Origin of the sequence: Parabacteroides acidifaciens (assembly GCF_003363715.1) — a bacterium.
Taxonomy (GTDB): Bacteria; Bacteroidota; Bacteroidia; order Bacteroidales; family Tannerellaceae; genus Parabacteroides; species Parabacteroides acidifaciens.
In genome coordinates, this window is sequence record NZ_QREV01000006.1 from 71,032 (window position 1) to 97,928 (window position 26,897).

At 45.1% G+C, this 26,897-nt stretch carries 14 protein-coding genes; all 14 read left to right on the plus strand.

What is annotated here, in order from left to right:
- The first annotated feature begins 73 nt into the window (after nucleotides 1–73).
- The 14 genes from DWU89_RS04205 (at nucleotide 74) to DWU89_RS04280 (ending at nucleotide 26,875) form a co-directional block, all read left to right on the plus strand.
- Entirely contained in the window at nucleotides 74–1,366 is a 1,293-nt protein-coding gene (locus DWU89_RS04205; protein ID WP_115498431.1) for an ATP-binding protein, read from the plus strand.
- A 664-nt stretch (nucleotides 1,367–2,030) separates the two neighbouring features.
- Entirely contained in the window at nucleotides 2,031–2,984 is a 954-nt protein-coding gene (locus tag DWU89_RS04220; protein WP_115498434.1) for a hypothetical protein, read from the plus strand.
- Nucleotides 2,971–3,660 (plus strand): ATP-binding cassette domain-containing protein, encoded by a 690-nt coding sequence (locus DWU89_RS04225; RefSeq protein ID WP_115498435.1) that lies wholly within the window; start codon nucleotides 2,971–2,973, stop codon nucleotides 3,658–3,660. Before DWU89_RS04220 ends, DWU89_RS04225 begins: the two co-directional genes overlap by 14 nt.
- A gap of 98 nt (nucleotides 3,661–3,758) precedes the next feature.
- Nucleotides 3,759–4,973: an ROK family transcriptional regulator gene (locus DWU89_RS04230; RefSeq protein WP_115498436.1), complete on the plus strand. Its 1,215-nt coding sequence runs from the start codon at nucleotides 3,759–3,761 to the stop codon at nucleotides 4,971–4,973.
- Between the two features lie 132 nt (nucleotides 4,974–5,105).
- Entirely contained in the window at nucleotides 5,106–6,023 is a 918-nt protein-coding gene (locus tag DWU89_RS04235) for a dihydrodipicolinate synthase family protein (RefSeq protein WP_115498437.1), read from the plus strand.
- Between the two features lie 14 nt (nucleotides 6,024–6,037).
- Complete coding sequence (locus tag DWU89_RS04240) at nucleotides 6,038–7,234, plus strand: AGE family epimerase/isomerase (RefSeq protein WP_115498438.1); 1,197 nt, start codon at nucleotides 6,038–6,040, stop codon at nucleotides 7,232–7,234.
- Nucleotides 7,234–8,481: an MFS transporter gene (locus DWU89_RS04245; protein WP_115498483.1), complete on the plus strand. Its 1,248-nt coding sequence runs from the start codon at nucleotides 7,234–7,236 to the stop codon at nucleotides 8,479–8,481. The genes DWU89_RS04240 and DWU89_RS04245 overlap by 1 nt, the downstream gene beginning before the upstream one ends.
- A gap of 15 nt (nucleotides 8,482–8,496) precedes the next feature.
- Nucleotides 8,497–10,116, plus strand: coding sequence for a sialidase family protein (locus tag DWU89_RS04250; protein WP_115498439.1), 1,620 nt, complete (start codon nucleotides 8,497–8,499; stop codon nucleotides 10,114–10,116).
- A 7-nt stretch (nucleotides 10,117–10,123) separates the two neighbouring features.
- On the plus strand, nucleotides 10,124–14,743 hold the full coding sequence (locus tag DWU89_RS21000) for a cyclically-permuted mutarotase family protein (RefSeq protein WP_244205846.1): 4,620 nt from the start codon (nucleotides 10,124–10,126) through the stop codon (nucleotides 14,741–14,743).
- 86 nt (nucleotides 14,744–14,829) lie between these two features.
- Complete coding sequence (locus DWU89_RS04260) at nucleotides 14,830–18,936, plus strand: hybrid sensor histidine kinase/response regulator transcription factor (protein ID WP_115498440.1); 4,107 nt, start codon at nucleotides 14,830–14,832, stop codon at nucleotides 18,934–18,936.
- Between the two features lie 184 nt (nucleotides 18,937–19,120).
- Nucleotides 19,121–22,273, plus strand: coding sequence for a SusC/RagA family TonB-linked outer membrane protein (locus DWU89_RS04265; protein ID WP_115498441.1), 3,153 nt, complete (start codon nucleotides 19,121–19,123; stop codon nucleotides 22,271–22,273).
- Between the two features lie 23 nt (nucleotides 22,274–22,296).
- Nucleotides 22,297–23,805 carry a RagB/SusD family nutrient uptake outer membrane protein gene (locus DWU89_RS04270; protein WP_115498442.1) on the plus strand — a complete coding sequence of 503 codons (1,509 nt, stop codon included), beginning with the start codon at nucleotides 22,297–22,299 and terminating at the stop codon, nucleotides 23,803–23,805.
- The gene (locus DWU89_RS04275; protein WP_244205847.1) at nucleotides 23,796–24,866 is read left to right on the plus strand and encodes an aldo/keto reductase; all 1,071 of its coding nucleotides are present in this window, start codon (nucleotides 23,796–23,798) and stop codon (nucleotides 24,864–24,866) included. Before DWU89_RS04270 ends, DWU89_RS04275 begins: the two co-directional genes overlap by 10 nt.
- A 17-nt stretch (nucleotides 24,867–24,883) precedes the next feature.
- Nucleotides 24,884–26,875, plus strand: a complete 1,992-nt coding sequence (locus DWU89_RS04280) for a DUF2264 domain-containing protein (protein WP_115498443.1) — start codon at nucleotides 24,884–24,886, stop codon at nucleotides 26,873–26,875.
- Nucleotides 26,876–26,897: the final 22 nt, after the last annotated feature.

Below are 26,897 nucleotides of genomic sequence, written 5' to 3' on the forward strand. Positions count from 1 at the left end.
TACCACAAAAACACAAAATAGATTGTTATAACCATTATAATTCAGTATCTTTGCAAGCACTAAAAATAATATTATGAGTTATTTGAACAGAGTATCAGATAAAGTCCTATTAGAACGCTTAGAAGCCTTCGGAGCCGTTCTAATTGAAGGTCCCAAGTGGTGTGGAAAAACAACAACCGCCGAACAAGTAGCACGAAGTGTCATTAAAATGCAAGACACAGATATGCGCGATGAATATCTTGCAACAGCAGCATCCAAACCATCGCTTTTGCTATTAGGAGAGACCCCAAGGTTGATAGATGAATGGCAAGATGCACCAGTACTTTGGGATGCAGTCCGCACAATGGTAGATAAGCGACAAGAGCAAGGATTATATATTCTTACAGGTTCTAACGCTGTAAAAAAAGACCAGATTTTTCATTCGGGTAATGGACGCATTTCACGTATGAATATGTTACCGATGAGCCTTTGGGAATCACAAGAATCCAATGGCAAAATTTCTCTAAAAGAATTGTTTGACAACCCAGAATATGACATAGACGGAATTACATCTGATATGCAAATCGAAGATTTGATATATGTTGCTTGTCGTGGAGGGTGGCCAGCAACAGTCAATATAAAGAGCTCAAAAGCAAAACTTCTTGTGGCAAGAAATTATGTTGACACTGTTTGTCGTGAGGATATTTCACGAGTTGATGGTGTGCAAAGAGATGAAAGATTGGCACGAATGATTCTTAGGGCCTATGCCCGGAATATATCCACTTTAGTAAAAAACACTTCGTTAATGGCAGATGTAACTTCTTCCGGTGAAGTATCTTGTACTCCACCTACATTTGAAGATTATGTTACAGCTTTTAAACATCTGTTCGTGATATGTAACATTGAAGCATGGTGTCCCGCCATTAGGAGCAAAACAGCTATACGTAGCGGTCTAAAGCGTTCTTTTATAGACCCATCTATCGCTGTAGCCTCCTTAGGATTAACCCCGGAAGTTCTTATAACTCAGCTAAAGACTTTTGGATTCATTTTTGAACAGATGTGCGTACGCGACCTTAAAGCTTATACACCTGATTTTAATAGTCATATCTCTTATTATCGCGACCGTTATAGTCTTGAAGCTGATCTTGTTCTTCATTTGGAAGATGGACGTTATGCATTGATTGAATGCAAATTAGGAAGTAACGAAATAAAAGAAGGAGCAAACCATTTGCTTGAAATTAAGCGTCTTATTAATGAATTCAACAAACAAGAGAAACAGGTTCCACTTCGAGAACCCGATCTTCTCATTGTTATAACTGGTGGGAAAATGGCTTACACACGCCCTGATGGAGTTAAGATTATTCCATTAGCTTGTCTTAAAGATTAAACACATCATCGGAAGAAAGGATGCAAAAGACAACCTTACCATGTCACTCACTTAAGGGTACTTATTGTAAAAAACGTATTTTCCAAGATCAGAAGAAGCCCAATTCCAAACAAATGTTAACCCGATTTTCAGACGTCAAAAAGGAACTTTTCCGCCTTTTTTGAGTGTTTTCAGCCATTACGACCGTCCTCTTTGCCATTACGACCGTGCTAATGTGTAGTGCACTCGGCACCTCGCGAAGATTAGCACGGTCGTAATGGCGATTTGGACGGTCGTAATTGAAAAGTGGACCGTCATAAGGGCAAAAAAGCACCTGAATTTCCTTGGGATATTTGGAACGCCGTCCGTTTTGTTTTCAAATATTCGATTCTCCGGGAGTTAAGGTTTATCACTTTGCCGGCATTTCTACCTTTCGGCAATCAAATTGTACACTTTCCGGAATGGCCCCGGCACCTCATCTCATCCGATGTCAGCCGGAAAGATTAAAACCATGCAAAAAGTCAATCCAAAATGGATCAAGATTTCGGACGAAATAGAAAAACAGCCCAAAAAGGGGGTTATTGTAATCTATTAGGTTTTCAGGACGTTCAAAACTCGAGATATTTGAAACAGATTCCTTCTTTTTCCAGAATAATCGTATATTTATCAGCAAAAGCGTGAGCATATGTATTACAACAAAGCATTCCTGAAATTCCGGTTCCGGCAATTCGGCAAGATTGTACGGGATATTCCGGTGCCTTATCTGGTGATATTGACCGGGATGGCTGTATTTTTGTTGTGTGGGATCTATGCTTTTATGGACAATCTTACAGGAGCGGCAATGACAGGAGGATGTTTTTTGTTACTGATCTGGCTGCTTCATTTACGACGCAACGATTTCCACTTTATCCAACTCGTGGAAGAAAAACCTCAACAAGTCTTTTTTATGGATTACTGGCTGCTGTCCGTACCCCTTTTTATTCTCGAAATAATACGCGGATATTATTGGGTCGGACTGGGAGTCTGGATCGGATGTTGGTTGATCAGCCTTCAGGAACAGCCTGTCCGCCGGGTACAAAAAGGTTTTTCGCCGCCACGTTTTATCCCGGAAAAGGCTTTCGAGTACAGAACAGGCGTCCGTAAATATGGATGGCTGATGTTAGTTATTTACGGCAGCGCTTACGCCGGGTTGCCTTTGCCTTATGTATCTCTGGTGTCACTTTGGTTTTTGACCTGCATCATGGCTGAATTTTTCTGCTATTCGGAACCAACCTCCATACTTTGTGCACAGGAGCTGTCGGCCAACCGTTTTCTTCACCGGAAATTAAACCTATATATACGGTTATACTTCATTCCGATGATGCCGGTGTGCCTGCTTTACACGCTCCTGCATCCCGCCCATTGGTGGTTGGCAGTGCTGTTCGTGCTATTGGGGAGCTTGAATATTGCGTTGATGGTTGTGTCCAAATATGCCGCTTATCTACCGAATACCCGGATTACGGGCGGGCAGATCGCTATTTCGATCTCCTTGTTCGGCATACTTTTCCCGGTACTGGCTCCTCTGACTTTATTGCTTCTGATAAAAAAATATATCACGGCACGCCGTAATCTAATACAATATCTTTATGCTTACAATTGAAAACCTGAAAGTCGGCTATGACAAAGAGAAAGATGTCCTGAAAGGGATCTGTCTCTCGATGGAAACGGGAAAAATTCACGGACTTGTCGGACTGAACGGTGCAGGCAAAACAACGTTGCTCAATGCGCTTTACTCCTTCATCCGTCCTCAAAGCGGAACCATTCTCTATGACGGTTCACTGCTAAAAAGAAAGGAGATCGGCTATCTGGAATCGGAGAACTATTTTTACCCCTATATGACCGGTAACGAATATCTGAACCTGTTCCCTTCCGGCGGGACAAATTTCGATACGGAAAGCTGGCAAAAGCTGCTATCGCTGCCATTAGGTGAAATAACTGAAAACTATTCCACCGGGATGAGAAAAAAGCTTGCCCTGCTTGCCGTGCTGAAAATGAACAAACCGATTCTGATACTGGACGAACCTTACAATGGCCTCGACCTCGAAAGCGCTCATTTGCTGACTCTCATCTTATCGCGCCTGCGGGAGAATGGAAAAACAGTGTTTGTCACCTCCCATATTTACGAAACCCTGACAACGGTTTGCGATTATATCCACTACATGAAAGACGGTATAATCGCCAGCAGCTATCCCAAAGAGCGTTTCGGGGAACTGCAAGAAATACTCCGCACCACCGTGAAGCAACGCGCCGATGGAGCGATCGAACAACTATTATAAGTTCACATTCATATACATTTTTATTTTTACAATCACATATTTGAAAAAATTTTATATACTTTTGTGGAGCATTTTATTATTGTAAAAATCTAACGACCATGAACACAAATTTCTTATTGTCTTCCGACAGCAATAACCGGAGTGAGCTTCTTAAAAAGAAGATCATCCACTATTATATTGCCAATGGCGACGCGACTATTGCGGACCTTGGACGGGAAATGGATTTGAGTGTCCCGACCGTCACCAAGCTGGTTACCGAACTTCAGGAGGACAGCTACATCCTGGACTTCGGGAAGCAAGACACAAACGGAGGACGAAAGCCCAATATTTATGGTCTTAATCCCGCATCGGGCTATTTCGTGGGAGTAGATATGCTCAAAGACAAGCTCAATATGGCGGCTATCGATTTCAAAGGGGATAAAGTCCAATTGGAGGAAAACGTCCCGTACGAGCTGAAAAACACGCCAGCCTCGTTCGATGAGTTTTGCCGGATTATTGAAGATTTCATCGTGTCTTTGCCGATCGAACGGAATAAAATATTGGCTGTCGGAGTCAATATCTCCGGCCGCGTGAATCCGGTATCGGGCTACAGCTACAGCATCTTCTATTTTGATGAAAAACCACTTGCGCAAATACTGGAAGAGCGGTTGCAGGCAAAAGTATTCATCGAGAACGACAGCCGTGCCATGACATACGGCGAATATATGAAAGGCGTCGTACAGGGAGAAAAAAATATCCTGTTCATCAATATGGCCTGGGGCTTGGGCCTCGGCATTATTGTAGACGGGAATCTCTATTACGGCAGGTCCGGATTTTCAGGAGAGTTCGGGCACTTCTGCATGTTCGACAACGAGGTGTTGTGCCATTGCGGCAAAAAAGGCTGTCTCGAGACGGAAGCATCCGGCTCGGCTTTCCACCGTATCTTGACGGAACGACACCGGGAGGGCAGCAATACGATCCTTGCCGGTAAATTGGACAGCGGGAAAGAGATTTCGCTCGGCGACCTGCTGGAAGCTGTCCGGAAAGAAGATGTGCTTTGCATCGAGATACTGGAACAGATGGGGTTCAATTTAGGGAAAGGCATTGCCGGACTGATGAATCTCTTCAATCCCGAATTAGTCATATTAGGCGGGACACTCTCACTGGCGGGCGAATACATCAGCCTCCCGATCAAAAGTGCTATCCGCAAATATTCGCTTAACCTGGTCAACCAGGATACGGAAATCAAAATCTCCCGTTTGGGAGAGCGGGCGGGTGCAATCGGAGCCTGTCTTCTGTCAAGGAGCAAGCTGCTCGGCATGATACGTTATTAACAGAACTCGCTATTCTTTAGACCATTATTTGTAATATTATTTTAATATCAAGCTTGTTATTAAAATATTTTATTTATATTTGCCAAGTATTTAAAGATACCAGGTAATAAAACACATTAAACAACGCAAGTAATGGAAAAGATTAAAGGCTTAATTGATGCACCTTTCACCCCGTTCTACGAAAACGGGGAGGTAAACTACGAACCCATAGAAGCTTACGCCGGACTTCTTGTCAAAAACGGTTTAAAAGGAGTGTTTATCAACGGTTCTTCCGGCGAAGGCTATATGCTGACCGACGAAGAACGCATGAAACTGGCCGAGAGATGGGTGGCTGTGGCCCCCGCAGGTTTTAAGGTCATCGTGCATGTCGGAAGTACTTGTGTCAAATCGAGCCGTAAGCTTGCCGCCCATGCCGGGAAGATCGGCGCCTGGGGAATCGGGGCAATGGCCTCTCCTTTTCCAAAGGTAAACCGGATAGAAGAGCTTGTCAAATATTGCGAGGAGATCGCATCCGGCGCTCCCGGACTTCCTTTCTATTACTATCATATCCCGGCTTTCAACGGGGCTTTCCTGCCGATGGTCGAACTGCTGAAAGCGGTGGACGGGCGCATCCCGAACTTTGCCGGGATCAAATATACATACGAAAGCCTGTACGAATACAACCAATGCCGCCTCTACAAAGACGGTAAATTCGATATGCTTCACGGCCAGGACGAAACAATCCTTCCCTGCTTAGCAATGGGCGGCGCCCAGGGCGGCATCGGAGGAACAACCAACTACAACGGCAAGGAGCTGACCGGAATACTCGAAGCTTGGGCTGCCGGAGACCTGGAAACGGCCCGCGAACGCCAGAACTTCTCACAGGAAGTCATCAACGTGATCTGCCACTACCGCGGAAACATCGTCGGAGGAAAACGGATCATGAAACTGATCGGGCTCGACTTAGGTAAGAACCGCACGCCGTTCCAGAACATGACGGATGCGGAAGAGGCTGCCATGAAAGCGGAACTGGAAGCAATCGGCTTCTTCGACAGATGCAATAAGTTCTAAAAAAACAAAACGCCATGAATGACATCGCACACCCGTCCGAATACTTAGGGTATTGGGGCGAAAAATACAAACAAGATCTACTGACCGACATTCTGCCTTTCTGGCTGAAATATGGGTTAGACAAAGAGAACGGAGGCTATTTCACTTGCCTGGACCGCGACGGTTCGCTATTAGACACGAATAAATCGGTCTGGTTCCAGGGGCGATTTGCCTTTATACTCGCTTATGCTTACAATCATCTCGAAAAACGCGCCGAATGGTTGAATGCCTGCAAAAGCGGTATCGACTTTATCGAAAAACACTGTTTCGATACGGACGGACGCATGTTTTACGAAGTAACGAAAATAGGAACTCCCGTACGTAAACGCCGATATGTATTTTCTGAAACATTTGCCGCCATCGCCATGGCCCAGTATTCGATCGCTTCGGGCGACAAGAGCTATGCCGAAAAAGCGGTCAAATTGTTCAACCAAATTCTCTATTACAAGAACACACCCGGGGCATTAGAGCCTAAATTTCGAGAAGGATTCGTTGCAAAAGGTCATTCCTTTTGCATGATCCTGATCGACACTGCCGCCCGCATCCGCGAAGCGGTCAATGATCCTGTACTGACCTGCCAGATTGACGAATCGATAGCCGAACTGCAACGCGATTTCATGAAACCAGAGTTTAAAGCGATCTTAGAGACTGTCGGACCGGACGGCGAGTTTATCGACTCGATACCGGGCCGGACCATCAATCCGGGACATTCCATCGAAACAGCCTGGTTCATTCTCGAAGAGGCCAAACACCGCAATTGGGACCCGAAGCTGAAACAGATGGGGTTGACCATCCTCGATTGGTCCTGGAAGTGGGGCTGGGATGAAAAGTATGGCGGGATCACCTATTTCAGGGATTGTAAAAACCGCCCGCAACAGGAATACTGGCACGATATGAAGTTCTGGTGGCCGCAATGCGAAGCCATCATTGCCACGCTGTATGCGTATGAGGCGACCGGCGACCCGAAATACCTGAAGATGCACCGGCAGATCAACGAATATACCTACGCTCGTTTTCCTGACAAGGAATACGGCGAATGGTTCGGCTATTTCCATTATGACGGAACACTCTCACAGCCTGCAAAGGGGAACATGTATAAAGGACCGTTCCACATCCCCCGGATGCTTCTGAAATGTCATCTGTTATGTAAGGAAATACTGCCCGGGCTATGATGAACAATAAGAAATACTATCCCTGGATAGTCGTCGCCTTGCTTTGGGGCGTAGCTTTGTTAAACTACATGGACAGACAGATGCTTTCGACCATGAAGTCTGCCATGATGATCGATATTACCGAACTTGAATCCGCCACCAACTTCGGCCGCCTGATGGCTGTATTCCTCTGGATTTACGGCCTGATGAGCCCGGTAGCCGGCATGATCGCCGACCGGGTGAACCGGAAGTGGCTGATCGTAGGCAGTCTCTTTGTCTGGTCATTCGTGACATTGATGATGGGCTATTCGACTGACTTCAACCAGATTTATATCCTCCGGGCCATTATGGGAGTCAGCGAAGCCTTGTATATCCCTGCCGGACTTTCCCTGATAACGGATTACCACCAGGAGAAAACCCGCTCGCTTGCGGTCGGCGTCCATATGACCGGCCTCTACACCGGACAGGCGTTGGGCGGCTTCGGGGCGACAATCGCCGGGGCATACAGCTGGGAGACAACTTTCCACTGGTTCGGGATCATCGGGATTGCGTACAGCCTGGTGCTGATTCTTTTCCTCAGAGATAAAAAAGACCATACGATTGTCAAGCCGCTTGCTTCGGCTCCCGGACCGAAAGAGAATCCGGTGGCGGCTGCGATAAAAGGAATGGGAATGTTATTCGTGAACATCTCTTTCTGGATTATCCTGCTCTATTTCGCCACGTCGAGCCTGCCGGGTTGGGCAACTAAGAACTGGCTGCCGACGCTGTTCTCGGAAAACCTGTCCATCGATATGTCGGAGGCAGGGCCGCTATCGACTTTCACCATCGCGATCTCTTCCTTTATCGGGGTGATTGCGGGCGGTATATTATCTGATAAATGGATACAACGAAACGTCCGGGGCCGTATTTATACCGGTTCCATCGGACTCGCGCTGACTATTCCCGCGCTTCTGCTCTTAGGGTTCGGCAATAGCTTTGCGATGATTATCGGCGGCGGACTTTGTTTCGGTATCGGGTTCGGCATATTCGACGCCAACAACATGCCGATCCTTTGCCAGTTCGTATCGCCACGCTACCGGGCTACGGCTTACGGGATTATGAATATGACAGGGGTGTTTGCCGGAGCGTTCATCACGAAACTATTAGGCGAATCGACGGATGCCGGAAACCTGGGACACGATTTCGCCATGATGGCGGGTCTGGTCTTTGCCGCTTTAGTCGTGGAAGTAATCTTCCTGCGACCGAAAACAATCAATATGAACGATTAATAATAAAAAAACATCATGAGAAAGATACTTCTTTATTTTAGCCTCCTTCTCTTCATTCAAACGGCCTTTGCAGCCGACAGCCTGTTTGTCAGGAAACCTCTGGTTCCGATATTGATCGACCGGACGGATAATATTTTGTTGGAAATGCGCATAGACGCGCATAAAGGCGATGTACTCAACAAACTGTCCCTGCAATTCAAAGGAGAAATCGATTTAAACGACATAAAGGCGTTGCGCCTCTTTTATAGCGGCACGGAAGCAGCCTCCAGGGAAGGCCGGCATTACCGCCCCGTATCCTATATTTCCAGCCATGCGGAAGGAAAAACAAAAGCGGCCAATCCGGCTTACTCCGTTAAGCAGAATGAAGTGACGGAAATCACAGGGACGGTTACCTTCACCAGCAACCAACCGATGGTAGAGGGCGTCAACTATTACTGGGTCAGCATCGAAATGAAACCGGAAACCTCTTTATTGTCGACTCTCACCGTACAGATGCCGATGGCCGAGATCAACGGAATGCCGGCAACGATCATGTGGGACGGCAAGGCGGATGTGCGCCGCATGGGGATCGGCGTGCGACATGCCGGAGACGATGGCGCTTCCGCATTCCGCATTCCGGGGCTGGTGACTTCCAACAACGGAACATTGTTAGGTGTGTACGACATCCGCTACAACAGCAGTGTGGACTTGCAGGAAATGGTCGACATAGGCGTCAGTCGGAGCACCGACAAAGGACAGACCTGGGAACCGATGCGCGTGGCCATGACTTTCGGCGAAACGGGCGGACTGCCTCATGCGCAGAATGGCGTGGGCGACCCGTCTATCCTGGTGGACGAGAAAACGAATACTATCTGGGTCGTTGCAGCCTGGACACACGGAATGGGGAACGGACGCGCCTGGTGGAACTCCATGCCGGGCATGACACCGGACAGCACCGCCCAATTAATGCTTGTCAAGAGTGAGGACGACGGGAAAACGTGGAGCAAACCGATCAATATAACCTCGCAGGTGAAAGATCCTTCCTGGTATTTCCTGTTGCAAGGACCGGGGCGAGGCATCACGATGAAGGACGGGACGCTGGTCTTCCCGATCCAGTTTATCGATTCCACCCGCATGCCGAATGCGGGCATCATGTACAGCAAAGACCGCGGAACCACCTGGCATCTGCATAACCTGGCCCGGACGAATACGACCGAAGCGCAGGTGGCGGAAGTAGAGCCCGGCGTCCTGATGCTGAATATGCGCGACAACCGGGGAGGAAGCCGTGCCGTAGCCACGACCCGAGATCTGGGTAAAACGTGGTACGAACACCCGTCGAGCCGCAGTGCGCTACAGGAACCGGTCTGTATGGCAAGCCTCATCCATGTGGATGCAAAGGACAATATCACCGGAAAAGACCTGCTGATCTTCTCCAACCCGAACACGACGAAAGGACGTAACCATATCACGATAAAAGTCAGTACGGACGGAGGTATGACCTGGCCGCTCGCCAACCAGGTAACACTGGACGAAGAAGAAGGATGGGGCTATTCCTGCCTCTCCATGATCGACCGCGAGACGGTCGGCATCTTCTACGAATCGAGCGTCGCCCACATGACATTCCAGGCGGTCAAGCTGACCGATTTAGTGAAATAAGTTTTTCATGAAACGCATACTGTTCATATTAGTAAGTTTAGGTTTAGGGATATTGGCTGCGCAAGCAGCCGGTATCCCTCATTTGCTCCCCTGGCCGCAAAAAGTGACTTGGACCGGAGAAAAGTTCCATGCCCGGGAAATTTCCGTTTCATGCGCATGGAATAAAAATTCCCCGGGCATGGAATGGTTATCGGACTGCGGGATATCCGTCGTCGAATCGCCAGGTAACCGGAGACTGACCGTCAACTTGGTGAATAGTATTCCCGGTATTCCGGTTAATCCGGACGAAGCGTATAAACTGCGTGTCACGTCCAACGAAATACTCATCGAGGCAACGACGGAAACAGGCGTCTACCGGGCTGTCCAGACCTTGCGGCAGCTGACGGAAAAGACAGGGAAAGGCATTTCGGTCGCCGGCTGTGAAATAGTGGACTGGCCGGCTTTCCGGGTCCGCGGTTTTATGCAGGATGTAGGACGGAGTTATATCTCGCTTGAAGAGTTGAAGCGGGAAATCGCGGCCCTGTCCCGCTACAAAATAAATGTCTTTCACTGGCACCTGACCGAGAACCAAGCGTGGCGCCTGCAAAGCAAACGGTTCCCGATGCTGAGCGACAGCACGAACACAACCCGTATGCCGGGGAAATTCTATACGCTAAAAGAGGCACGGGAATTGGTTGATTTCTGCAAACGGCATTATGTCACGCTCATTCCCGAAATCGATATGCCGGGACACAGTGCCGCTTTTGTCCGCGCTTTCGGTCACGATATGCAGAGCCCGGAAGGAATGAAGATATTAAAGCTCCTGTTGGACGAAGTCTGCGAAACATTCGACGTCCCGTACCTGCACATCGGAACGGACGAGGTGAAGTTCACAAACCCTAATTTCGTACCCGAAATGGTCGCTTATGTCCGTTCCAAAGGGAAAAAAGTAATATCCTGGAACCCCGGCTGGCACTACAAACCGGGAGAAATAGACATGACGCATCTGTGGAGTTATCGCGGGAAAGCGCAAAAAGGGATTCCCGCCATCGATTCCCGCTTCCATTACCTGAATCACTTCGATACGTTCGCCGACCTGTTCGCCCTCTATAACAGCCGTATCTACAACGAGCCGCAGGGCAGTGACGATCTCGCCGGGACGATCCTGGCCGTCTGGAACGACCGGATGATCCAACCGGAAGCGGACATCATCAAACAGAATAACTTCTATCCGAATATGCTCGCCATCGCCGAACGTGCCTGGCGCGGTGGAGGAACCGAATATTTCGACAAGCACGGGACTGTCCTTCCTCCGGAAAGCAGCGAAGAGTTCAAAGCTTTTGCCGATTTCGAGAACCGGTTGCTCTGGCATAAGGAACATTATTTCCAGGGATATCCGTTCGCGTACGTCAGGCAGACAAATGTCAAATGGCGCATTACGGATGCTTTCCCGAACCAAGGGAATCTGCACGAATCGTTCCCGCCCGAAAAAACATTGGATACGCAATATACATACAACGGGAAAACATACGGAACCTGCGAGGCAAGAGGCGCCGGAATCTATCTGCGCCATGTATGGGGAACACTGGTTCCGGGTATTTACGAACAGCCGGAAGAGAATCATACGGCCTATGCCTGGACTTGGGTCTATTCACCTGAAGCGCAGGATGCCGGCGCCTGGATCGAATTCCAAAATTACAGCCGTTCGGAAATGGACCTGCCACCACTTCCCGGAAAATGGGATTACCGGGAAAGCCGCGTATGGCTGAACGACCGGGAGATTCTTCCTCCTGTCTGGACAGCGACGCATCGCGAAAAGTCGAATGAGACGCTGCTCGGCAACGAGAACTGTGTGGTCCGTCCGCCCATCCCCGTCCATTTGGAGAAAGGATGGAACAAGGTCTTCCTCAAACTTCCGGTCGGTGCATTCACACAACCGGAAATCCGCTTGCAGAAGTGGATGTTTACATTCGTATTTGTGACACCGGACGGTGAAAAGGCTGTCGACGGCCTTGTTTATTCACCCGATAAGAAGCTCCCCGCCGTTCATGCACAAAAGGCCAAAGTAGCCTGTACTGGCAACAGTGTCACACACGGCTACGGAGGACTGCAAATGCCCGTTACTTACTCGGATAATATGGTGCTCCAGCGGGAAAAGCCGCTTGTTATAGCCGGTATTGCCAATGCCGGGGAGGAAGTAACAGTCCGGATTGCCGGGCAACAAGGGCAGGCCGTGACGGGTGCAAACGGCAAATGGTCTGTTACGCTGCCGCCCATGAAAGCAGGAGGGCCGTACACGTTAAGTATATCTACCGGTTCCGAAAGACTGGATTATACAAATGTCTTGATCGGCGAAGTATGGCTTTGTTCCGGCCAGTCGAACATGGCATTCCAGGTAAACAGTGCCATCGACAACCAGCGGAAAGCTTTTCTGGAATTTGCTGCCGGGAAACCGCAAATCCGTCTTTTCGATATGAAGCCCCGTTGGGCGACAAATGCGGTGGAATGGGGTGTTTCGGTATTGGATTCACTCAACAGGCTCCAATATTACCAGGATACCGAATGGAAAGAATGCAACGAAGAAACAGCAAATCGTTTCTCGGCTGTTGCCTTCGCTTTCGGGCAGATGCTTTCGGATAGCCTCCAGGTTCCTGTCGGGCTTATCCTGAATGCCATAGGCGGCTCGCCAACGGAAGCCTGGGTCGACCGTCAAACGCTGGAGGCAGAATTTCCGGATATTCTATACGACTGGAGACAGAATGATCTCATCCAGGAGTGGGCCCGGGAACGCGCAAGCCTCAATATCAAAAAGTCAACAAATAAACAACAACGCCACCCGTATGAGCCTTGCTACCTGTACGAATCGGGCATACAGCCACTTGAAAAGTTCCCCATACGGGGCATCATCTGGTATCAGGGAGAATCGAATGCGCACAACATAGAAGCGCACGAGAAACTATTCCGCCTGTTGACGACAAGCTGGCGGGAAAACTGGCGGGAAGAGCTTCCTTTCTATTACGTGCAGCTATCCAGCATCGATCGCCCCAGCTGGCCCCGGTTCCGCGACAGCCAGCGCAAATTGATGCAATCCATACCGAACAACGGCATGGCTGTCAGCAGCGACAAGGGAGATTCCTTAGATGTCCATCCACGTCACAAACGTGAAATAGGAGAACGTCTTGCCCATTGGGCATTAAACAAAACATACGGCCACGATTGCCTACCGTCCGGCCCGTTATACCGTTCCGTCTCTTTCAAAGCCGATACGGCCTACATCACTTTTGATTACGGAGAAGGGATGCATAGTTCCGACGGCGGAGAATTGCGGACTTTTGAAATCGCGGAACATGATGGATTATTCGTACCTGCCGAGGCTCTAATAACCGATGGAAAGATGATAAAAGCATGGAGCAGCCAAATCAAGCATCCGAAATTCGTCCGTTACGGCTGGCAGCCTTTTACCCGCGCCAATCTGGTAAACAGGGAAGGACTTCCGGCTTCGACATTCTGTTCGGAGGCTTCGAAGGTCGACTGGTCCGGATTGCCAGACCTGTCCGATGACGGTAAATCTGCATTGGGCGTATCCGCTCCATTCGCCGGCATCAGCAACGGGCAGCTATTAGTTGCCGGAGGCTGTAACTTTCCCGGCAAGCCGGCAGCCGAAGGAGGGACCAAACAATATTACAGTGAAATCTATGCCTTAGATATCACCGGGCAAACGCAGGCCGAATGGCGAGTGGCCGGACAGCTATCCAAGCCGCTGGCGTATGGCGCTTCTATCGCAACACCCCAAGGCATTGTCTGGATCGGAGGAAATAACGACAAAGGGGCTTCCAAAGAGGTTTTCCAGGTAAACTGGCAGACAACGGAAGGAAAGCCAAGTATCTCCAAACTGCCTGAACTGCCCGTAACAATGGATAATTTCGCAGCCGCTTATGCCGACGGACAGATATTCGTGACGGGAGGCAACCAACAGCAGAGACCTTCAAACGCACTCTATTCCCTCAGATTAACAGAATCGGGAAATGGAGAATGGACCCGGTTACCGGATTTTCCCGGTCCGGCCCGCATCCAGCCTGTATTAGCAGCCCAGCAATCCCAAGACGGCACACGTCTTTATCTAACAGGTGGTTTCCAGCCGGTTTCAGGTCGTCAGAGAGCAATTGTGTCGACAGATATGCTCTCTTATCATCCGGAGAAAAAAGAGTGGAGACAGGAAAGCATTCTGCCTTTTTCAGCAGAAGGTTCTCCCAATACCCTGACAGGTGGCTGCGCTGTCTCATCCGGCAACAGTTCAATCTTATTAATGGGAGGTGTCAACTACACCCGCTTTCGCGATGCGCTTAACCGTCCGTTAGAAATAGAACAGGCAACAGCTGCCGGTAATACTTTATTACAAGATTCCTTACAAAACGAAGCCCGTAATTACCTGCTGCACCCGGTGGAATGGTATAAATTCAACACCACCCTGTTGCAATACAACACCTTCACCCGACAATGGAATGTCCTTGAAGAAAACGAAAAACTGGCACGCGCAGGAGCCGGGATTGCCATTAATGGGGACGAGATCATCCTTATTAACGGGGAGCTAAAGCCGGGGATACGCACGCCGGAAATCAATATGTTCATATACGATCCCGATAAATAAAATAATGACAAAGGATAACCTATTTGTCACATCTTTCTATAACTTTGTCTCCTCATCTATTTGAATCAAAGTAATACTATTTTGTTATGCCTAAGAAAATCTTATTTTCCCTTCTATTCATAATAATAGCATTCACGAATCTGTATGCGGACAGTCGTTTTAGCGTTGAATCAAATTATAAAATCAGACGCGTGTCTCCGGAAGGAGGATTAAGCACAAACGGACAGCGTGACGTAAGGCAAGATAAATGGGGATTCATTTGGGTTATCACAGTTAATAATCTATATCGGTTCGATGGTTATACCTTTAAACTTTATACCTACAAACTCAACAATACAACCACACCTATTTCTTGTGTTTTCGAAAGACTGGAGATCGACAAAACCGGAGATCTTTATGTAACATCCAATGTCGGTTTATTCAGATATAATTCCCTCACAGATAATTTCGACTGCTTATTAGAAGGCAGATGCTCTTTTATAAAAGAAGACCCAAAAGAAAGATTATGGCTATCCAATCCTTCTTCAATCGGTTTATTTGACCAGGACAGTCTTCTATTTACTCCAATAAAATCAGAAGAAAGTGACATTCCTAATGTTTCGAGTGTTTGTACGCAAGGTGGAAATATTTACATCGGGACAGCAACTGGCAAAATCTATTTATATGATGAAAATAAAAACACTTTCCGCCAAGTGCTTTACAATCCGGAATATAACATTGTCGATATCACATCCGAAGGTTCTCTACTCTACGTTCTGACAGAAAGTAAAGGATTGATTGTAATCTCCACCGAAAATCATCAAAAGATCAAACAATATGACTTTTTTTATCCACAAGGAGATACACGAGTTTCCGCCAGAGCTTTATTCATTGATAAATTTAATCATATATGGATTACCGGACAACGTGGAATATACATATTAAATCCCGAAACCGATGAGTTCATCCATCATTCATACGAAAAGACAGATCCCTACGGATTGCCAAGCAATTCTATTTGGAGAATTGCCGAAGATGTACAAGGATGCTTGTGGTTCGGCACATATTCAGGTGGACTTTGTTTCATCAATCTCGATGAACAAAAGAGTTTAAAGTCATTCAATGGGCGAACTGATGAGTTAAGCTATTCAGTCGTCAGTAGTTTTGCCGAAGATGATAAATATTTATGGATAGGAACAGAGGGAGGAGGACTTAACAGATATGATAAACAGACAAACAAGTTTTCCTATTTTAAATACAGACCTAACCAAAACAGCCTCTCATACGACAACATCCAATGTTTACTATACTCAAACAATATGCTTTGGATAGGTATGTCACGAGGCGGCTTAGACTGTCTGAATACAAAAACAGAACATTTCACTCATTATACGATCAATAACAATATGCTAATAAATGATCATGTTGAAAGAATCGTTGCCGAAGCAGACTCGGGAATCTGGATCAAATATCTGATGAATAGAAATTATCTGACCTACTTATCAATAAAAGAGAACACAACCAAACATTTTAATTTCCAATCACTTCCTATTCAGCCAAATGGGGATATAAGTGACATAAAAAGAGGGAATGGAGATACCTTGTGGATCGCATCCTCCCAGCAACTACTAACAATGAATGTCCGAACACATGATGTACAAGTAGCCGGATATAAGTATTCGGATATAAAAGATCTCCATAACATTAATATCCAGACCATCCATGTCGACAATAAGCAACAACTCATATGGATAGGAACCCAAGGTAACGGCTTGCTGGTTTATGATATATCCAAACAAAGCTTATTGCAAAAAGCCGATTTATCAAAATATAAAGTCCATTCCATTTACAGTATAAATAAAGATAGTAAAGATAATATCTGGATGGGAACCGATAACAGCTTGTTCCGTATGAATATCGAAACCGGCAGACTTCAGCAATTTAATAAGGCAGACGGAGCACAAGGACAAACCTATTATCCTTTTTCAACATTTAAATCAAGTAATGGAGAACTCTATTTTGGAGGAAATGAAGGATTTACAATAATTGATCCGGCTAAAATCTCCTACAACGACTTTAAATCTAAAGTCATTATTTCTGACTTTTTACTTGATAACACATCGGTTATCCCCAATAATAAATATTCTCCGCTAAAATCCTCTATTTTCCAAACAAAGGAATTAACACTCAATCATAACCAGAATAATTTTTCTTTCGAGTTCACCTCGACCAATTACCTGAACTCCGATAAAAACCGTTTTCGCTATCGTCTTAAAAGATACGATGACAGATGGATCGAAACGGATGCAAGCCACCGGTCCGTCTCATATTCAAAAGTACCCAAAGGCATCTACTATTTTGAAATTATGACGGCCAATAATGACGGCATATGGGGCGAACTCACCTCTCTTAAAATCACAGTCAAGCCTGCTCCATGGCTGACAAACTGGGCAATCACGGGATATATCATCTTATTTTCTATTATCCTCTATACATGTATTCGTTATTATAATTATCAACGCAAATTGAAAATGCGATATTACCTTGAAGAACGTGAACAAGAACAGAAAGAAGAATATCACCAGGCACAATTGATATTTTTCACAAACGTATCACACGATTTCCGTACCCCTCTCTCTTTAATTCTTGCGGCATTAGAACCTATCAAGTCCGGAAATCTCGCGGAAAAATACATCTCCATCCTCGAAAACAATGCCAAACGGTTAATAGCATTGGTCAATGAAGTAATGGATTTCCGCTCCTTACAGAATAACAAAGTCAGACTAAACCTGCAAACCGGTAACTGGAATCAGTTTGTGTCAGAAAATTGTTCCGACTTCTCCGAAGCCGCAGAACAAAAAGAGATAAGTTATACCACAGAACTGGATTTATCCATTACAACAGAGCTTTACTTTGATAAAAAAGTAATGGAAAAAATACTTTTGAATCTGCTCAACAATGCACTCAAATACACTCCAAACGGCGGAGAGATAAAAATCTCGACACTCTCTAATATTAACAACTTCACAAGTTCATATACAAACAAGATTATTATCCGAACAGGAGATAATACACAAAATCTGTACGGATTGGTTATAAGCGATAGTGGAGTCGGCATTTCAGAAGCATCTATCGGACATATATTTGAGCGCTATTACCGGGTAAGCGAATCGAGTGGAACCCAACATTTAGGCTCAGGCATAGGACTTGCATTGGTAAAAAGCCTGGTAGAGCTTCATAAAGGTTATATCGCAGTCTATAGCGAAAGAGATAAAGGCTCCGATATAGTAATCGGTTTCCCAATCGATATATCCGCCTACGAAAAAGACAATTTTAATAACGAGATTGCAAGTCAACCCCTACTATCCGGAAATAAATTAACGAGCCATTCTGCTCTCACAAGCCAGCATATAACTCCTGCACCTCTTCCGGACTTAAAGGCAAAAAACATTCTTTTTGTCGAAGACAATGACGATCTAAGAGAGTTATTAGCGGAAATGCTTCGGGAATATTATAACGTAAAAGAAGTTACAAACGGCCAAGATGCATTAAAACAAATAGAGGATGATAATATAGATCTGGTCCTGACTGACATCATGATGCCGGGAATGAATGGCATTGAACTGAGTAAACATATTAAAGAAAATATCGACAGTTCCCATATACCGGTTGTTATATTAACAGCCAAAACCGGAGATGAGAACCAAATAGAGGGCTTATATTCCGGTGCAGACATTTATTTGAAAAAGCCAGTCAATAAAGATATTTTATTATTGAGTATCTCAAATCTTTTCAAGCAACAGGCGAGAATAAAAGAATATTATGCCAAGCACTATTTCGCGCAGACAGACAATAATGAAACATCTATAAATAAAAGGGATGCTGAATTCATGAAACAATTTACGGAAGTCATAGAAAGAAATCTGTCCAATACAGAAATCGATGTATTACAAATTGCCTCTAATTTGGCAATGAGTAGACGTACACTCTATGGCAAAGTAAAAGCTCTGACCGGGCAATCAATCGTCGAATTCATCCGGAACTACCGGTTAAGAAAAGCAGCCCAGATATTAGCACAAGAAAATATCTCGATCAGTGCTGTAATGGAACGGGTAGGAATCGATAACGCCTCCTATTTCTCCCGAATATTTAAAACAGAATTTGGAGAATCTCCCTCCGATTTTGTTTCCAGACATCATAAAGAACCCAAGTAAAAAGAAACTGTCTTTGTTCTCAGGTGCACTTCATTTGTATTAATTGGCATTTTATGCGGAAATAAAACAATTTGCGAAAAAATGTTAGTTAATGGCCATTTTGTTCTATCCTCATCAATATCTTATCCATAATTTTAGCCTCAAGGAGATAATCGAGCTTCGTAAAACTTTAAATTAACATTATATGAAAAAGATCATTGATTCATTCCGGCAGGTAGGAATTATACTTGCTTTTTTGTTGAGTACGACAATTCTGTTTGCTCAACAAAAAGTAACAGGAGTCGTAAAAAGTGCGTACGATGAGCCATTAATAGGTGTCAATGTCGTCGTCAAAGGAAGTACCCAAGGTACCGTTACAGATTTTAATGGCCGCTATTCAATCGAAGTGCCCAATAATAAATCTGTATTAGAATTTACTTACATCGGATTTGTATCTCAACAAATAACTGTTGGTAACAAATCAACAATCGACATTACTTTAGTTGAAGATTCTAAAGCTCTTGAAGAAGTTGTCGTTGTAGGATACGGAACAGTTAAAAAGAGCGATCTGACAGGAGCCGTTTCGTCTATCAAATCAGAAGAACTGCAAAAGCTTCCCATGACCTCTTTGGACCAGGGTATTCAGGGAAGAGCAGCAGGTGTTCAGGTGACCAATACTTCCGGTGCTCCCGGAGGCCAGGTCTCGATACGTGTACGTGGAGGGAACTCTCTTTCCAGTAGCAACGAACCCTTATATGTAATCGATGGTTTTCCCGTTGGGGCCGGAGCCATGGCAGACGGTAACCAGAACGGGGCAATCGCAAATAACGGAATGGTAACTATCAACCCAAATGATATCGAATCCATAGAGATACTAAAAGATGCATCATCTGCCGCTATATATGGTTCTCGTGGTGCAAACGGAGTTGTTCTGATCACGACCAAACGAGGTAAAACAGGAAAAACCAAAGTAACTTATGACGGCTACTTTGGCATTCAAAATATTGCCAACAAAATGGAAATGATGAACGGTGAGGAATTTGCCACCATGTCTAATATCGCAGCCGAGAATGGAGGAGTGGCTCCCATTTACGGAGGAGCAAACGAGAAATGGAAAGAACCTTCCTATTACCGTAACAACAGTACAGACTGGCAAGACCTGATCTTCCGTACTGCTCTTATGCATAACCATCAAATAAACCTGAGCGGGGGATCTGAATCCAATCAATATGCCATTACCGGAAATTTCTTTAGCCAGGACGGCATCGTCATCAATTCGGATCTGAAACGCGCCTCCCTCAGGGCAAACATCGATTCAAAGATTTCCAATTGGATTAGTGTACAGACTTCTCTTACCGCCAGCCGTACATTTTCAAATGTTGCTTTTTCCGAAGGTGACGGTGCCCAAGGCGGCGGTGTAATCAACGGAGCTCTCGCAATCCCTTCAACCATGTACGTATACAATGAGGATGGAACATATTCGACTATGAACCAGACTCCCTATGGAGTAACAACAGGCAATCCTTACGCATTGGCTGAATTGGCAAAAGATAAATCCACCATCGATCGGGTAATTGCAAATGTCAACCTAAAGTTTAACCTTAACAAGATCACCGATGGGCTTGCCCTTGAAATACGCGGAGGAACAGACTATTCAAATGCTTTTCGCGACTCATATCTCCCTTCAACTGTTTTTCAGGGAGAGAGTGACAACGGTATCGCAACAAAAGGATGGAACAGGCGTTCAGTCTACCTGAATGAAAACTTATTGACTTATCAGAAAACATTCGGAAAACACGCTATCAATGCCGTAGCCGGTCTGACAATACAATATGACGACGAAATAAAAGGAAGAACGATCGTTTCCGGATTTGTAAACGACGTATTGGAAGATAACAGCATGGGATCGGCAAGTACCACCAAAGGAACTCCGACCTCATCAAGATGGTCTTCCCAGATGGCATCCTGGCTGGGACGTATCAACTATAATTATGCAGACAGATATCTATTGACTTTGACAGGACGTGCCGACGGCTCTTCTAAATTCGGTGTCAATAACAAATGGGGATTTTTCCCGTCCGCAGCCTTAGCTTGGCGTGTAACCGAAGAAGCCTTTATGGAAGACGCAGACTGGCTCAGCAATATGAAATTACGCGCAAGCTATGGTTTGACTGGTAACCAAGGATTCGGAAGCTATTCTTCTGTAGCGAGTCTATCACAATACTCCTACAATTTAGGAGGAGACAAAGCAACCGGATTCGCCCCCAATAAGATTCCTAATTCGAACTTAAAATGGGAAACAACTTCGAACTTAGACCTGGGATTGGACTTTGGCTTTATCGACAATCGCCTGAAGTTTAACGTCGACTATTATTATAAAAAGACAAAAGATCTTCTCTGGAATGTTTCAATTCCTCTCTCTTCCGGTTTCGGTTCCATTTTCAGTAATCACGGGACACTCCGAAACTGGGGTATTGAGGCAAGTGTAAGCTACGACCTGATTACAAGTAATAAGCCCGGAGCCTTTACATGGAGCACCACGCTTATGTATTCGATGAATAGAAACAAGGTTTTGAGTATGCCGGATGTGACACCAGGCAGACCGGACGGATATCTTTCCGGGCATTTAAGAGTGGAAGGAAGCTGGCTGGAAGAAGGTTATCCGGTTGGTATATGGAAATACTATGTGTACGACGGTGTATTCGAAAATCAAGAGATGATGGATGCTACCATTGTGAATGCCAATGGCGAGACTGTAGCAAAACATCCGAAATCATTGACAACCGATGGATTAGGTTCTGCTAAATTTAAAGATCTGAACCAGGATGGCAAAATTGATCGTGAAGACTGGGCTGTGATCGGAGATCCGAATCCCGATTTCATTTTTAGCTGGACAAACAACTTTACATACAGGAACTTCGATTTAAGTATCTTTATTAACGGAAGTATAGGAAACGATATTATGAACCTTGGACGTGGAGAATATGCAATGGTATCTCCATTCGCTTCACAACGGAAAGATATGCTGAACTACTGGACTCCGAATAATACGCACACAGACATCCCTGCACCTCGTCTTGCACCACATGCCTATTTACCTTTATCATCATACATGATCGAAGATGGCTCCTATGTTCGCCTGAAAAATATCGTACTGGGATATCGTTTCCCCATTAAAAAATATATTGAGTCATTAAGACTTTATGTCAGTGCTCAAAACTTATTTACCATAACCAGCTATACCGGTTTTGATCCAGAAGTAAACAGTAAAGGGCAAAACAATCGGCAGTTGGGAGTAGATTACAATGCCTATCCGACAAGCAAAGTATTTACAATGGGTGTGAATATCGCTTTTTAATTAACTCATAAATCAGAATTGTTATGAAATCGATCTATAAAATTATATTTGTCAGCCTTATTTTTATGGGGCTAATGACCTCTTGTTTTGACAAATTCCTGGAAGAAGATGTATATGATTTTCTTTCTCCTAACAACTTTTACAAAACAGAGGCCGATGCCGAAGCTGCTGTAAATGCGATATACAGCCGGTTGGTATCCAGTGAAGATAACGACATATCATTCCACCGGGCGGCATTGATGATCGGAGAATATCCGGCAGAATGTTCTTCTGCACAAACTTCAACTGTCCCGTATCGCCTTGCATTTGAATTTTATACGTGGACTCCCAATACAGACGGCATTGAATTGGTCTGGAAATTCTTCTATCAAGTCGTTTTCCGGACGAATGTAGCGATTGAAAACATTCCAAATATAAGTGGAGATCCGGTCAAAATCAAACGTCTGGAAGGGGAGGCCCGATTCCTGAGAGGACTTGCATATCTCTATCTGATACGTTTGTTCGACAATGTGCCTCTCACGACTGCATCCGAACAAAATGACCAGAATCTTCCAAACATGGGAACCAGTGATGCCGTCTTCAAACAAATCATCGAAGACCTCACATTCGCGGAATCAGCTTTACCGGATTTCTACAGCGGAAATAATGTCGGACGTGCAACCAAAGGAGCAGCTCAGGCATTTTTAGCAAAAACCTATCTTACGATGGCCGGATATCCATGGAATAAAACAGAAAACTATGCTTTAGCCGCAACAAAATGTGAAGATATTATCAAATCCGGCAATTACGAACTGGACTCTAATTATGCTATGAACTTTAAAGAGGCTGGAGAACATAACAAAGAATACATCTTTGATGCCGAATTTCAACAAAATCTGAATGGTTCCAACTGGGTAAACATGTCCAGCATACGTGACCAAAATGTTTGTGGAATGGCTGGCTGGTCTTCATTCGGAGGGACCATGAACTTTTATGAAGACATGTTGAAAAACAACCCGGGTGACAAACGTTTGGCTACAAACATCATTTTATCGTTCATCGATACAAAAACAGGAGAAGAGAAAGTCTGGGGAAAAGATTTTGATGTAAACAAAGGATTGGTACATACCTGGAAATACATTGATCCGGAAGAGACTGGCGTAGGTGACCAGAACTCAAATCTGAACTATCACTTCACCCGCTATGCAGACGTATTATTAATGCATTCGGAGGCCGTTAATAATGCCAACGGATTCAACGGTTCATACGACAAATACTATGGCATCAACCGGGTTAGAGAACGTGCAGGTTTGGATGCGCTCGCCAATCTGGATAAAGAAGCATTTAATAAAGCACTTATTTGGGAACGGGTTGTAGAATTATGCTATGAAGGTCATCTCTGGTATGACTATAAGCGCATGAATTGCATGGAAGAACGTGTTGCCCGTAAAGGTGTCGATATCGGAACAAACAAAAAATATTATGTCTATCCGATTCCAGTCAACGAATTGAGTAGAAATCCAAATCTGGAACAACATCCGTTATGGAAATAAGAAAAGAAAAAGATATGGAAGATTTCACCAGAAGAGATTTTATAAAAGGGGTAGTCGGTGCAGGGATCTCACTGATTGCAGCAGACAGTCTGGCTTCGGTATCGATGGATATGGCAACAATAAAGAATCCTTATGATGCCAAAGGGCTACCGACCACAGAACTGGGAAAAACAGGAGTTATCATCCCGAGAATGGTCTTGGGCCTGGGAAGTCGATTCTGCCACATAGATGAAGATGAGGAAGCGTATGAAATGCTTAACTATTCCCTCGATAACGGTTTCTATTACTGGGACACGGCGCATGCTTACGATAATACCATTGCACTTCCCCCGGGAAAGAAAAAATCCCCCCGGCATATCATCAGCGAAGTACGCGTGGGCGAGGTTGTCAAATACAGGCGCAAAGAAATTTTCCTTTCTACAAAAGTAACAGCCCGCGAACCGGTGGAATCGATGAAAGAAATCGAACTCAGCCTAAAGCGACTCAATACCGACAAGCTGGATATGCTAAAAATACACGATGTGCAGTCCATAGAAGATGTCGACCAAATGAGTAAAAAAGGCCATTTAATCGATATTCTCCATCGGTTAAAAGAAGAAGGGGTTACCCGCTTCATAGGCTTTTCTGGGCATGGAGATGCACAAGCGTTAAAAGAATTAGCCAATCGGGGAAATTTCGACAGCATGCTGGTTGCGATGAACCACTGGAATCCTCAACAACCGTCTCCGCGTCAAGAGGTCGCTGTTCCGGCAGGAAAGAAAAACAAAATGGGTGTACTCATTATGAAAGCCGTCCGCCCTAAAGAGACAATACCAGGCTTGCATGCTCCTGACCTTGTCAGATATGCCCTCTCACTAAAAGGACCGGATGCCGTTGTTATCGGTATGGATAGTAAAGCAGTGGTAGATTCCAATCTGGAAATACTCCGCTACTTCAAAAAACTATCTCCGGAACGGATGAAAGAACTGGCCATACAGCTTGAACCATTCTATCGTCACGAGAATCTTCCTTGGATGCAAGATAACTATATTGATGGTATGTGGGAAACTATGTCTGTATAATCAATTAAGTTAATACCATGAGAAAGATTTTATTATATTTCATTATTGCTACCGGTTTACTTTCCTCCAATGTACTATTGGCGAATCCGCTAAAGGTGAAAGAAAATAAGCAAATCAGTCCCTATACCGGATATACAAGAGCACATTGGCTGGAAATAACCGAACAGCTAATAGCCGGAGCTTTAAACTATGTAAATCCGGAAACAGGCATATTCGATTTACCAAAATCGACCGGAGCTTATTTGGATTTGGAGGATTTCAGGAATGAAAACCAGGCAAGGATAATGGAACGGATCATGGTTGGTGTTATTATTTACACGACTGCTACAGGAAAAGACGAAGTACCCGGATATAAGGGCTCCATTACAAAGCCTTTTATCAAAGCAATAACCAGAGGTACAGATCCCGAAAACGAGGATTATTGGGGAAATCCCGATCCGAACGATCAAATAGGCGTATCGTTTGCATTGGGTATATACGCCTGCCCGAAACGTTTTTGGAATCCGTTGACAGACAAACAAAAGAAAAATCTGGTCAACTTTTTCCGGAAACAATCATTCAACACAACTTATCATAACAATCACTACTTCTTCCATCTGTTTGCAACTTCACTTATTGAAAAGTATGGAAATGGTATCGAGTCAAACCGGGAACACCACACCCATATGATCAACAGACTTTTAGGCTGGTATAGGGGAGATGGCTGGTTTATAGATGGGAATAACCGGGGATTCGATTATTACAATCTCTGGGGATTCCAGCTCTTCAACCAAATGATTTATAAATACGATCCTGCCTGGAAAGAACAATTTGGGAATAAAATACAAGATATAGCCTCTCGCTTCCTGAAAGTTGTGCCTTATCAATACGCCCGTAGCGGAGGACACATCCCATGGGGCAGATCACTGACCTACCGGTTTGCCAGTAATGCAGCAATCGGATGGGCCGTTATCAATAATAACAACACATTATCAGCGGGAACGGCCAGGCGCATCCTGTCCGGAGATTTAAAATATTTCTGGGAAAACGGCTGTATGGGAGAAAACGGATTACTGAATATCGGCTATTGGGGCAAAAATCAAAGTCTTGCCGAGACCTATATTGTTCCCGGTGATCCCTATTTCGCCATGCATGGCTTATGCTGCCTTTTACTCCCGGCTGATCACCCGTTCTGGACGGAAAAGGAAGAGCCTATGCCCGCTGACATCGCCGGAGGGAAGGTCGTTGTTGACGGAGCTCAATTCACTCTCAATGTAACACCTGTAGACGGGGATGCACGTTTATATCCGGTAGGACAACCTTTCGACAGAGTAGTCTGGCAAACTCCGATCAAATATAATCAACATACTTATTCGGCGACTATCGGCTTTTGCCTGACCGGTGAAGGAGGAGAAGATATCGGAGCAGGACGAACCGGATATTCATACGATGGAAAAAAATGGATGTATAGATCGCGAAGTCGTTCTTTATTCATGACACCGGATCATATCGCGAGTGTATATCATCTGCGATCCATGAACAAAGAAGACCACACGCCGGAATTTCAAAAAGATGAATTGATTACTCATACATTAATTGGCAATGACGGAGAAATCCATATATTCTGGCATAATTATCCGGATTCATTATTCCTGTCAATCGGAGGATATGGAATCAGTATTCCTCACAACAGTGAATTAAAAAAAGACCGGTCTCCACAAAGATTATGTATTCATGGGGGAAACTATTATTCAACATTACAGACAATCCTGGCGCCAGATGGAGATGTTAATTCCACTTTGTTAAAACCTCGTAAAGGATGGGAACATACGCACCTATTCGGTGGATTAGGAGCTTATTGCTTCTGGCAAAGCAAGGCAGGAGTACCTCCACATACACCGATAGTAGTCTACGTAAACGGAACAAAAGACCGGGTTCCGGCAGACGTTAATGTTAGCGTTACAAAAACATTCGACGGGTTAATTATCACTTTTGAAGGGAAACAGTATCCAATTAAAATCATTAACTGATATGATGTGTAGAAAAATATTC